Annotated in this window: 12 protein-coding genes; 7 read left to right on the forward strand and 5 right to left on the reverse strand. The window is 53.5% G+C overall.

The window, feature by feature from the left end:
- Positions 1-201 precede the first annotated feature (201 nt).
- The 4 genes from KRAC_RS22010 to KRAC_RS22025 form a co-directional block, all read right to left on the reverse strand.
- Positions 202-2034 carry a phospholipid carrier-dependent glycosyltransferase gene (locus tag KRAC_RS22010; RefSeq protein WP_007910879.1) on the reverse strand — a complete coding sequence of 611 codons (1833 nt, stop codon included), beginning with the start codon at positions 2032-2034 and terminating at the stop codon, positions 202-204.
- A 177-nt stretch (positions 2035-2211) separates the two neighbouring features.
- Positions 2212-3195, reverse strand: a complete 984-nt coding sequence (locus tag KRAC_RS22015; protein WP_157506940.1) for a hypothetical protein — start codon at positions 3193-3195, stop codon at positions 2212-2214.
- A gap of 209 nt (positions 3196-3404) precedes the next feature.
- On the reverse strand, positions 3405-5939 hold the full coding sequence (locus KRAC_RS22020) for an ATP-dependent Clp protease ATP-binding subunit (protein ID WP_007910883.1): 2535 nt from the start codon (positions 5937-5939) through the stop codon (positions 3405-3407).
- A gap of 331 nt (positions 5940-6270) precedes the next feature.
- A complete protein-coding gene (locus KRAC_RS22025) occupies positions 6271-7182 on the reverse strand; it encodes an ROK family protein (RefSeq protein ID WP_007910885.1) in 912 nt (303 codons plus the stop codon).
- A 456-nt stretch (positions 7183-7638) separates the two neighbouring features.
- Here KRAC_RS22025 and KRAC_RS22030 point away from each other — a divergent pair, with 456 nt between their 5' ends.
- From KRAC_RS22030 to KRAC_RS22045, 5 genes are all read left to right on the forward strand, one after another.
- On the forward strand, positions 7639-8379 hold the full coding sequence (locus KRAC_RS22030) for a GntR family transcriptional regulator (RefSeq protein ID WP_007910887.1): 741 nt from the start codon (positions 7639-7641) through the stop codon (positions 8377-8379).
- A gap of 657 nt (positions 8380-9036) precedes the next feature.
- Complete coding sequence (locus tag KRAC_RS22035; RefSeq protein ID WP_007910889.1) at positions 9037-9243, forward strand: hypothetical protein; 207 nt, start codon at positions 9037-9039, stop codon at positions 9241-9243.
- Between the two features lie 242 nt (positions 9244-9485).
- Positions 9486-9650: a hypothetical protein gene (locus tag KRAC_RS71515; RefSeq protein WP_007910893.1), complete on the forward strand. Its 165-nt coding sequence runs from the start codon at positions 9486-9488 to the stop codon at positions 9648-9650.
- 292 nt (positions 9651-9942) lie between these two features.
- Complete coding sequence (locus KRAC_RS22040) at positions 9943-10266, forward strand: hypothetical protein (protein WP_007910896.1); 324 nt, start codon at positions 9943-9945, stop codon at positions 10264-10266.
- A gap of 20 nt (positions 10267-10286) precedes the next feature.
- Complete coding sequence (locus tag KRAC_RS22045) at positions 10287-10985, forward strand: hypothetical protein (RefSeq protein ID WP_007910897.1); 699 nt, start codon at positions 10287-10289, stop codon at positions 10983-10985.
- A gap of 127 nt (positions 10986-11112) precedes the next feature.
- Here the strand turns inward: KRAC_RS22045 and KRAC_RS71520 are convergent, their stop codons facing one another.
- Positions 11113-11253, reverse strand: coding sequence for a hypothetical protein (locus tag KRAC_RS71520; protein WP_157506943.1), 141 nt, complete (start codon positions 11251-11253; stop codon positions 11113-11115).
- A 45-nt stretch (positions 11254-11298) separates the two neighbouring features.
- Between KRAC_RS71520 and KRAC_RS66360 the strand changes: the two genes are divergently transcribed.
- Together KRAC_RS66360 and KRAC_RS22050 are read left to right on the forward strand one after the other, a co-directional pair.
- On the forward strand, positions 11299-11475 hold the full coding sequence (locus tag KRAC_RS66360; protein ID WP_244422224.1) for a hypothetical protein: 177 nt from the start codon (positions 11299-11301) through the stop codon (positions 11473-11475).
- 15 nt (positions 11476-11490) lie between these two features.
- Positions 11491-12081, forward strand: a complete 591-nt coding sequence (locus tag KRAC_RS22050; protein ID WP_007910899.1) for a hypothetical protein — start codon at positions 11491-11493, stop codon at positions 12079-12081.
- The last annotated feature ends 2 nt before the right edge of the window (positions 12082-12083 follow it).

The raw sequence follows: 12083 nt of genomic DNA on the forward strand, positions 1-12083 counted from the left end.
ATAAACGACACATCCTGCCGTTCCTTCACATCTCCAACTTCCCTGGCTATCACCATTGGGCCTGCCAATTTGCTTCTAACGCCTGCCTCATCTCGCTGCGCAAGCCTTTGGTAAGGGTATGTTGGGTGGAAAACGGCTTTGCCGTTTTCCACCCAACATACCCTTACCCTGAGCGCCGCAGGCGCGAAGAGGACCTCCTACCTATTTCTCGGGCAGAGAGAGGCCACTAATTAGCTTCTGATACACCTGCTCGGATGTATAGGGGTATGGCTGCTGACGCACAAAGATACGCACCATAGGATGATCAAAGACCGAATAGCTCTCATCTGCCATGCTATCGTCAAGGGTAATGCCTAACAGGTGTGGACGCACCTCAAACTGCGCCGTCAGCCGAAAGCCAAGCTGTCCCTGGAACAAGAGCTGGTAGTAGCGGATGGTTAAGGGATAGCGCTCAGGCATCCGAGGAATCGATTTATCCAGGCGATCAGAGGCCATAGTAATCGCATCGAGGGTAGGCAAGAGCCGGGCCAGGACCCGCGCCTTTGCCAGCGTGTCATCATCATAGAGACCCAACCCCGTGGTCATATTCCCCTGCGTATCCGCGTAGCTTGCCTGGACAAAATAGGAGGGATCGTGGCCATCAATAGCCACAGGCAAGGCATCATCCCATTGCTCGTATGTCAGGACACTTCCACGCGCCAGATGCGCGTACAGCCAGCGCGAAGCCTGGATACGCGTATTGGGCTGGCTATAGACCTGCAAGAGCGCCAGGCCCTGAAAGAGCGTTCCTCCCACTACCAGCACCAGTAGGGCTCCTGTCACCAAACGAGGGCCATAGCCACCTCGTAGGCGTCTCCAGAAGCCAGCAGGAGCCTCAACAGGTGGCGCGGACCAGCCCGCTGTCACCAGCGCGACCAGGACCGTCGCAGCCAGGAGTGCACATAGGGGATAGATAGGCAAGAGATAGCGCATAAACTTGACGTAGAAACTCCCAGTGATCGCGCTATATGTCACCATCCAGGCGAAAATAATCCACCAACTTGAAGCCAGGGCGCCCCGCCAGGTCGCCCAGATCCCCCAGCAGAAACCACAGATAGCAGCCAGGCCTAGCGTCAAGCCCAGGCCCCAGAAGAGTAGGTTATAGCCCTGGTAGAGATAGGGTAGCGTTCCCGCGAATTGCCGGACATAGGGGTAATCGAGGCCGCCCCGCGCCATCGTGCCCTGCTCCGTCACCTGCGCAATATAGTTATGCATATCCAGCCAGGCATATGGCTGTGTCACAAAAAAGGCCACCACCGCCAGCAAGAACGGGGACAGGAGACCAACCAGCGCCTCCGCAATATCACGCTTACGCAGGTAGCGCAACAGCACCGCAATGACTATAGGTAACCCCAGCGGAGCCGCGCTAAACTTGGTCGCCAGGGCCAGGCCAAAGCTGATACCAGTCCAGCTAAGCCAGAAGAGGTCATGGCGCGTCAAGACGTATTTGACACATCCCACAAGCGTCAAGAGCACAAAAAAGAGCAGGAGTGTATCTACCGTATAGAAATGCGAGAGCTGCAACTGTAGGGGCGTGAACGCGACCAGGCCCGCCGCCAGCAGAGCCACACTCCAGCTTGCGCGATAGCTAAAGCCACGCTCCCCCGTCAAGAGGCGCGCCAGCCAGGCTGTTAACAGAAGCGAGCCTGTGTCAAAGAGTGCCGAGACCGCTCTTCCCACCAGGGAGAGGGCGGCATAAGACAGGGGCCAGGCAAAGAGGCGCGAAAGCAGGGACCAGGTACCGGCCAGTAGGTAGAGGGGCAGCGAACCATAGGCAAAAAAATGTGGATTAAGAGGCGAGTGGTCTGGATCTAGGAATTGGGCCAGGCTGACCGGCCAACCCAAAGCGGCCACGCGAAATAAGATTTGCCGCTCATCTGGATGAAAATTCTCTCCCATGTCCCAGTTGAGGCCATACAGGCGCGCCCCTAGACCTAGAAGAGCAATAACCAGGAGCAGTGAGAGCTGCCAGTGCCATACAAACTTTCGTCGCATATAATGCTATCCTCTGCTATACATTGGCAAGCATACTCTCATCTACCGAGCACCACGAAGCAGCTCACATAGTAAGTGAAGCGGTCGTGAAGCTACGCCACCTCTATCAATTCCTCTGCCAAAAAGGAAACTGATTGCATTATAGGTATCAAGGAAGCCAGGGTCAAGAGAGCAGAGCTAGTGGGCGCCCTGCATCTGAAGTTGCAACAACTTCTGCTCGATCTGTTGCCATACCAGCCGCTCAGCCTCGTTCACGCGTAGCCGCTCACGCATCATCAGCTGTGATACCCGGCTACGAAAATGAGTGAGATAGCTTTGCTGCAAGGGATAGGGCGGCATCTGACACAACTCTACCTGTTGTAGTGGATAATACGCACCCGGCTGAAAGGCGATATTCATCAGCTCAGTATAGGCCGCAAAAAGCTCCTGGCGTGACTCAGGAAGGAAGAATTTCGGGCGCGTACTTAAACCAAGGAGGCACCCTGCGATGGTATCGCCCAGGAGAATAGGGTAGGCCATAGCGCTTTGCTCGTGCTCTCCCCAGACAATGGGAAAAAACTGGAAGCCCTCAGAACGCTCCGTCACCACGCGCGCGCGCCCCATATTGATAACATAGCCCGCCAGGGACTCCGCACCGAGAAAGGCCGTATGATGCTCCAGCTCGCGATCCCAGGGTGGCGTACCGCGCCCAATGATTTCGCGCACACTGCGCACCTTGCCCCCCTCACCTGGTGGCATACATGTGATAACCGTCAATTCCAGGCCGACCCGGTGTGGATCGAGATGCTTGAGCGCCTGCTGTAACACCAGGTCGCAGATCGCGTTGAAGCGCAGAATAGCCGGCAGGTCACAATGGGCATTAACGATGCGCGAGTAAAAGAGCGCAGGAATCTCAAGATTCTCCGTGCTCTCCTCTAGCAAATCAGGATCTCTAAAGGGCTTGCCCACTTCCTCAGGTAACAACTCCACAAACCTGGCACGATGTTCTGGCAAAGCCTGGAGCAACTGGCGCAAATTCTGTGTTCGAGGAGTTGATTCGCCACTGGTCCAGCGTGTAAGCGTCACGGGACTGATATTAAGTAGACTAGCGATGCGCTGCTTCTCTTGAGGATCATGAATAATCCTACCGAGAAACTCACGCCAGGTTTGTACCTCGCTCAACGTATATCCCCCCATATCGCGGCTCAATGTTGAAATATGGTAGTATCATAACAGCAAAATATCCATAAGTCAAACTTAATGCATATGTCATATATAGTTAATTTAATGCATGTATACGCGCAATTCCTCTTCTTAGTTACATAAAAGGTTAAACAAAAGAAAGGGAGCAGCCAACACTGGCTTGCTCCCGGTAGAGATGTACGCGCTTCTTATGCGGCGTGTATTTTGGCCACGATGGAACTTGCCTCGATCGTAGCGAGGGCCGCTACGGCTGACTCTTGCTCGATTACCAGTGTGCCGTTCTCACTATCACTATCCACGGTCACCTGGTCGCCCTCCTCTATTGCGCCACGCAGAATGGCCTCAGCGAGCAAATCATTCAGCAAAGATTGGATCGTGCGACGCAACTGGCGCGCACCATAGGACGCGTCATAGCCATGCTGCACCAGGAAATGACGTGCCTGAGGAGTTACCGTCAAGGTCACTGGCAGGGCGGTGAAGCGCTCATTGAGGCGGCTCTGGGTCTGCTGTATCATCATATCTACGATCTGGTTCAGGTGCTCACGCGTCAACGAATGGAAGACGATGATGTCATCAAAGCGATTGAGCAGTTCAGGACGGAACATCCCCTTCAAGGCCGGCAAGACGCGCTGGCGAATACGCTCCGTATCCTCCTGCTGCCGTACCTGGGCATTCTTCTGCCGTGGAGTAAAGGCCATCGAACCGGTCGAGAGCTGCTCAACTCCTGCGTTCGAGGTCAGAATAATAATCGTATCTCTGAAGGAGACGCTCTGTCCATGCGCATCCGTCAACACGCCATCATCCAGAATCTGCAAGAGCAGATCAAATACCTTGGGGTGCGCCTTCTCGATCTCGTCGAAGAGTACCACGCTATACGGCTGGCGACGCACGGCCTCCACAAGCTGTCCAGGCTGGTCAGAGCCAGCATAGCCGACAGGGGTACCAATCAAGCGCGAGGCGTGGTGGCTCTCCATAAATTCGGACATATCGAAACGTATGAGCGCCTTGTTATCCGTGAAAATGGTCTCCGCTAGGGCACGTGCCAGCTCTGTCTTCCCTACTCCGGTTGGTCCCACAAACAGGAAGGAACCAATTGGGCGCCGTCCGTCATGCATCGAGGAGCGGGCGCGGCGTACGGCACGCGCCACGGCCTGTACAGCTTCGTGCTGCCCTACTACACGCTTATGCAATTCATTCTCCAGCGAGAGCAGCATGCGGCGTTCAGAGGTCGTCAGGCGTGTGACAGGAATGCCCGTCCAACTGGACACGATATGTGCAATCGCCTCTTCGTCAATAGTAGGGTAGGCCTCGCCATCAGCCATCCAGCTCTGCTCAGCTAGCCAGAGCTCACCCCGCAACTCCTGTTCCCGCTTGAGCAAGACCAGCCCCTTGTGAAAGTCCTGCTGCGAGATGACATAATTTTTCTCACGTGTTGTGATTGCCAGCTGGTCGCGCAGATGCTGGATCCCCTGGGGGGGCAGCGAACGCTTCACACGCGCACGCGCGCAGGCCTCGTCGACCAGGTCAATGGCCTTATCGGGCAAGAAGCGTCCCTGAATATAGCGCTTCGACAGTTGCGCGGCACTCTCGATGGCGGCGTCGGTGATATTCACCTCGTGGAATGTTTCGTAGCGCGGACGCAGCGTGCGCAGACAGGCGATGGTCTCATCAATAGTCGCCTCGGGCACTATCACGGGCTGGAAGCGGCGCTCCAGGGCGGGATCAGCCTCGATATGGCGGCGGTATTCCTCCATTGTCGTCGCACCAATACAGCGGAACTCACCGCGAGCCAGCAACGGCTTGAAGAGATTGGCAGCATCAAGCGACCCCTCCCCACCCGCACTCTGCACCAGGGTATGCACCTCATCGATAAAGAGAATCAGGTTCTTTGCCGCCGCGACCTCGCGCATAACCCCGCGCAGGCGATGCTCAAAATCGCCGCGCAGTTTGGTGCCCGCAACCAGGGACGCCACATCTAACCCGACCACGCGACACTGGCGAAACTCGTCAGGTACCTGCCCCTCGATAATCCGCGTCGCCAAGGCCTCGGCCAGGGCGGTCTTACCAACACCCGGTTGTCCGATGAGGATAGGATTATTCTTCGAGCGGCGTGCCAGGATCTGGAGCATACGCTCAATCTGTACCTCGCGCCCCACTACCGGCTCCAACTCCTCCATCAAGGCATCCATGGTCAGGTCATGACTATACTCATTCAGGAGAGGGGTCTCATCATAGAAAGCCTGGAAACGCACCGCGAACTGGAGATTATCATAGCCTTTATTCGTCAGTTGTTTGAGTTGTTTCTGTGCAGCGTCCGCCGAAATATCCATAGTATTCAACACCCCCATTGTCGTGCTGTCCTGGTCTACAAAAATAGCGCGCAGCAGATGCTCTAGCGAAACAAGTTCTTCATTCTCCAATAGGGCCTCCTCTTCAGCTCTTTTGAGCGTTGCACGGGCGGATGGGTTGAGCGCAGGCGTGCTGATCAACGCTTTATGACCAAATCCAAGCACAAACTCCAGGGTCTGGGCGACCCGGTACGGGCTGGTATGCATTGACGCAAAGAGGGCTTCTATCAGAGGATTATTTAGCTTGAGCAACCCCAGGAACAGATGAGCGCTACCCACCGAACGATGGCAGAGGCGAATTGCCTCTTCGCGCGCCAGGGCAAGTACCTGGCGAAGTTCGGGGGTATAATTACTGTATTTTTTGGGCTGCTTCATCCTTAGCTCCTTTTTGAGATAACCACGTCAAGATAATGAGAATAGAGCGAGACTGTAAACACACATCTCTCATGTCACGAAAGCCACGTTAAGAGAGGCAGGCTATCGACCAGTAAGTGTTTAGCATGGCTGTGTTGCAATTGTACTCTAAAAGGTTTCCCAGGCTCTATCCCGAAAAAGTTTTTTTGCCTTGTACCAGGCCCATAACTACCAGTCGGCAAGGCCCAACCTCCATTGAAAATATGTAGGACCACACCCCCCAATAGTACCAACCAGGCGCTCTCTAGCAGGGAATTTGTGGTCCAACGCAAGTGATACAGCAGGCGGAGCCTCAATGCAAGATCGATTCCTCGGGTGTAGCAAGCAGGAGTGCGGCCCCAACCAGAGGTGCATCCTCCTTAAGGCGAGCAGGGATCAATACCAGGCGTGTCCAGTTTAAGCGGGCGTCTATCTTCCGCTGCAAGAGGGGGAGGAGAAAAGGGTTATGCAAGGCAATCGCGCCACTCACGGCGATAACCTCAACCTTAGTGAGCTGGGCCAGGTTCACCAGGCCCAGAGCCAGCTTGTCACTGAAGGTCTCCCAGAACGCCGAGTCCTGTACCTGCTCGATGGGGCGTCCATAGCGTTGTTCAAGCTGTCTGCCGCCAGTAAAAGGCTCCAGGCATCCGACCTGTCCACAGAGACAGCGCAACTCATTTCCATCCAGCAACTGATGCCCAATCTCAATGGAGACCGTCACCCCCACGCCCGCCTTCTCAAGGTGTATGGCGGCCCCTGTACCTGTGGAGAGCGTTACATAGGCACAGCGCTCGCTCGGCGTCAGCACACCAAAACGCTTCTCGCCCAGCAGCCCACAGACGGGATCATGTGCCAGGCGAGCTGGGCAACCCAGGCCCGCCTCCAGATCGGCGGCCAGGGGCTGCTGAACATAGTCCAGCAAGTTGGGGGCAATCGTGACCATCCGGCCATCCAATGCGAGCCGCCCACCAATCGAGACCCCTATTCCAGCAAGCGCATTCAGTAAGCCATGTTCGCGCAGGGTCACACATATCTGCTCCACCTGCCGTGCATACTCTTGCGGCGTCGGAAAACGCGCCAGCAGGGTAAACGTGGGAGCATCAAGCGAGGCAAAAAGGCCAATACGTGTGTTGGTTCCTCCAATATCCACACCAACAAAAGGGAGCATCGCTGGAGTAGATGAAGGGTGTGCCGCGTGTGCTAAGGCATCTGACTGAGTTGGCATGGCAAGACATCCTATCTCTTTGTAGCTGACCCAACTATTTTCCCACTCTCATGGGAAGGGAAAGCTCCCTTTCCGTGTTTGTAACTGAGAGAGGGCTATAAAATATATTTTAAGTCAACTTTATGTGATTAGCTAGAGCAACTTGTATGGCTAACTCATGGCTATTTGAGCGGGTGTGAGTTTTACAAATTTGGGTAGGTTTTCATGGGTTAAAAGAGTACTATAAAAGGCAAAATATGTGTTTCTTGTTCCTTTTACTGCTGTTTTAGAGGGTCTGATGGTTCTGGTGGGTATACAAGATATAAATCGCACCAATTGGTCTAGACTATATTGCAAGGTTAAATTTCATTTTATTGTGGATAGCATTTTGAAACTTTTTGTGCTAAAGTCAATCTAGACCAAATAGTTATCACTTGGTAGTCTAATCTAGTATTAAAGGGAGCGGTGGGCTATATCATGCCAGATATGAAAGTGGACCATATCGTTGATGTTTTTAAACAGCGAATTGAAGGCGGTATGTATGGGACTGCTGGGCGTTTGCCATCTCTGACAATGCTCGCTCAGGAGTTCGATACTACTCGTGAGACAATGAATAAAGTTGTCCAGTTGCTACAGTCTGAGGGCCTTGTTGTCTCAAAAGGCCGTGCTGGTGTTTTTGTAAGTAAGCCTCGTGCTCGTGTGCCTGGTATCACTGCACGCTTTGACCTGTTTTTGAAGGAACAGGGATTGACGCCTGTAGAGGTGAATATAGATCCTCCAGCGTTAGTCTCTGCTCCTGCCGATGTTGCCAAGGTCTTTAATATTCCAGTAGGTGACAAGGTAGTAAAACGTGTGCGTTTGCGGGGAACAAAAGACGAGCCTTATCGAGTTGCGGAAAACTTTTATCCTGTTTCTTTAGCTGGTGGCCCTGTTTTTCAGAGGATGCAGAGTGATGTTGCTACTGATGTTCTGCTGGAAATCAAAAATCAGCATGGCCTGGCGGTGGAATTTGTCCATGAGGATGTGATTGCTCGTCTTCCGTCAATGCGCGAGCAAGAGCTGCTAAAGATCAATCGTAGTTCTCCTGTCTTGGAAGTCCATCGGAAGAACTATGCAGAAGATCGTGAAACTGTGGTTATGTTCAATCGGATCATATTCGTCGCCAAGTTTTTTCTACTATCCTATGAGTATCAGACTGGACTGTGGGCTACGGAGTAGTTGTTCATAAGCGTTTTGTAGCGTTGTGAGGCTAGTTCTTAGCCTCTTTTTTTTGCGATTTTTTCAGTCTAGACTAAATAGCCTTGACAAAACAAGATTTGGCATGTTATTATTTTCTTACGTTGAGTCTAGACTAATTGACCTAGACAAAGAGTAGACCTTGCAAACTGAATACCCTACAAACGCGCCTGTCTGAGTAGCTTAGTTATCGTGGTGGTGTCGGCTGGATGGAGTTAGATGATGTGGGTGTGCCTGGCCGGGGCTGCGCGATAGATATGAGATGGCTATAGATGAAGGGAGGGCGTAGGGGCCTGGGATCGGTGAAGAGCTTCTTTTAGGATGTGTCTTCTGATGAGAAGCTGCTAACGCTCTGCCAGGAACCTTTATTTTGAGTGTAGATCGCTGGGGTGGTTGGGAGCGTGATTTGAGGGTGTGGTCGTGGTTGGTGTGGTCTGCGGTCTGCATGGTGGGATAGTGGAAGTGGGCGTTTAAACGTGGGGTTTGTGTGGTGGTCGGTGTGTGGCTGTGGTGGAAGGGGCTAGTAAAAGCAAGTGGCGAGGGTGGTGCTGGTGGTCTTGGGTGGATACGTGGCGAGGGTCTAGGTTCTCTTCTTGGATGTGTGGTTGTTTTGTTGAGGTCTTGAGGAGGGATTCTTGGATGTGGCTGCATACAGTGTATGTGTGGATCGCCGTTGAGTCGGGTGAGGCAGATGTGGTGGAACAGGTGCGAGCCTGGAACCATCAAGAGGCGATGTGGAAGGTGATGCGGCGGTATGGCCTGACCTTTGCGCATACGGCGTGGGTGGTGCCTGCTAATGACAGAAAGCCTGATGGGATGTATGCCGGGGTGCGTTACTGCTTCTAGGGGAGGTGCTGGTGGAAGAGCAGAAGAAGTACTCATTATGGCGGCGTCCGTTTCGGCTGCAACTGTCATCTCAAGCGGCTGAGGGGTTTGATGCTCCTGCATCTCGTGGGCGGTGTCAGTTCGATGGTGGGTGTGATGGCTTTGAGTGGTGTCACGGAGCGCGGTTTTGTAGGGGGCATTGGCTCCTGACGTATGGGAAAACAGAACTTCCTGAGCGTCCCTATGGAGTCTAGGAGGTGGATATGGCTGTGCAATTGGCGGTGGTGGGTGCGCTGGCTGGTGGGTTGGTGTTGATGCGGCGGCGTGGCGTGCAACGGAGTGTCGGGCTGGTGCTAGTCGGTGTGGCCTGTGTGGGTGTGCTGGGGTTGTTTGCCTGGGCGTCGATGGCGGGTCAGGTGGTTGTGTAGTGCGGTTCCTGTAGATGTGTCTGTGAAAAGTGACTGTTTAAACGACGTGTTGCTGTGTGGGTGGAAAGGATTTCCGATGGGAAAGAAAGAACTGTTGTGGTTGCTCGGACTCCTAGTGATGTTTATCCTCGTTGGGAGTACGGTGGGGTTTGGTTTCGTTGGCGACTTCCTCTATCGCGTTTTCTAGCTGGCGCGGGCATGCTGTTTTACCTATTCTTAGTAGTATGCCCTCTTGTCCTGTTGACAGTTTAAAGAAGTAGCAGTGATGATGGTTCTGAGGAGGAACAAAACTATGTACCTTGAGGGAAAAGTACAAACCGCGAAAATGAGTGATTTTTTCAATGGCCTGGAACTGGTCGTGGTAGATCGCGCTGTGGTCAAGCCTGCTGGTGGTCGCCCACAATATAGCGTGCGTGTCGTACGTGGCTGGCCGGGACTCGACGAGCTGAAGGAACTGCGCAAGAAGGAAGCCACGAAGCAGGAACTTCTCAACTATGCGCAAGGTATTCCACTTCCCCAGGAAGATCAAGTGATTCCACTCACGGTGCTCGACATCACCGGCAAGCAAGGCTTTAAGACATTGATCTGCGAGGTCGCGCAACAAGCTGGCGCGTAGTGGATGAAAGGGTGTGATGCATGCAACTACAACAGATGCACGGACAGCCGCGAGCAGGCTGGTTAGATCGGACGATACAGAGCGCCGGGCATACCGTTTTTCGTATCGTCTCGATCATCTTCTCGCTGGCAAGTGCGCATGCCATTTATTGGTTCTTTAGTGCGCTCAATGGTGTGGATGCGCTGCAACAGTATGTCACGATCACGATTTCACTGGGCTTTGTGGCGCTCGGGTACTTCGTGACGCGTGGCCTGGCGCACCGGATGATGCAGAAACAGAGCATCTGGTCGTACCTGCTGATTGGTATCCTGTATGTGTTCGTCGAAGTGGTTTGCAACTTCGGAGAGGCGGCGGCACGTGGGCCTGATATCCAATGGGTGCATGCGTTGACGGGATGGCAATTCGCTGCCTTCGTCTTCCTGTTGCCTCTGGTGCTCTCGATCATTCCGCTCTTCAATCTGGCTCTTGCCTGTATTGACGTGGATTTGATGCGTGAAAAGTTGGGGATGGCTCCCACAACACCAGTGAAGCATGCAACGATGGGTGCCACACCAACGATACAACTTCCTCAGACGGTGTATCCTCAGATGCCACAGCCCTCTCAGGGCAATAATGGTGGTAGTGGAAATAATCTGGGGAACTTCTGGAACAAGATGGGGAAGAAACAACCTCAACCGGCGATGGGGATGAACGGCAACGGGTCACAGCCTAAGCCGTAGCGTGTGGTGGATGATGGGCGGTGTACTGCGCAAGTGATGTGTGGTATGCCGCCTTTTTTATTGCTTGGTTGTGCTGGTGAAAGTGTGTGTTTAAACATGGTGTTTGGTGAAGAGGTGAGATGATGGGTCATGTGATTTCAATGATGGTTTCTTTGGTGCTTCCTTTGTTCATTTTCTGTGGAGCGTGCGTGGCGCTGCTGGCATCTTCGCGTGAGCGTGGGAGTCTGGCGTGGGCGTGGCGGGTGTCGGCCTTGATCTTGTTTGTCACGGCTGCATGCATCTTTTACACGGCGGTGAAGGCATGAGGCGGTATGTGAGAACCATTCGCGAGATCAATGATGTGCTTCGTGGTGGGAAGGCGGTGTATGCTGATCTGGCGAATAGGCAAGTCGCGCGTATTCATCGTGCAAAAACCGTCAAGGGCGTGCTCCTGGTTCGTTGTCTGTCGGATGGTCAATGGGTGCAGCCTGCGGCGGTTTGGTGGGGGTGAGTGATGTCGGTTGAGATGAGTGAAGTTGATGCTGGTGTCAAGCAACTTCGTGAGTGGTGGTTGTTTGAGGCCACAAAGTCTCTGTTGACGCTGATGGTGGAGCAGGGCATAGAGGCGGTGCCTGTGCGTGTGTCGTGTGGCTGGCCGTCGCGTGGTGGCATGGGCCAGGGCAAGCATGTGATTGGTCAGTGTTTTCCTCAAGAGATGTGTGCTGATGGTGTTCCACAAATTTTTGTGTCACCTCGGATTCATGAGAGTATTGAGGTGCTTGGGACGCTTCTGCATGAACTGCTTCATGCATCATTGGGATGGCGAGTTGGGCATAAAAAGCCGTTTTCACAGGCTGCGCGCAAAGTTGGTCTTGTTGGTCCTCCTACAGCAACGACGGTTGGGCCTGAGTTGCAAGTTGTATTGCAGAACCTTGTCAATGAGCTTGGGTCATATCCTCACGCTCCTATTCAGGTGGTGGCAAAACAAAAGCCAGGGAGTCGGTTGCGATTGTTTGAATGCCAGTGTGACCCACCTGTGAAGCTGCGAGCTGGCCGGGATGATTTGCGTGTGGTGTGTCTGGATTGTGAAGAGCCATTTACTCTGGCTGAAGGGTAAGG

The sequence above is a fragment of the Ktedonobacter racemifer DSM 44963 genome (assembly GCF_000178855.1).
Classification (GTDB): domain Bacteria; phylum Chloroflexota; class Ktedonobacteria; order Ktedonobacterales; family Ktedonobacteraceae; genus Ktedonobacter; species Ktedonobacter racemifer.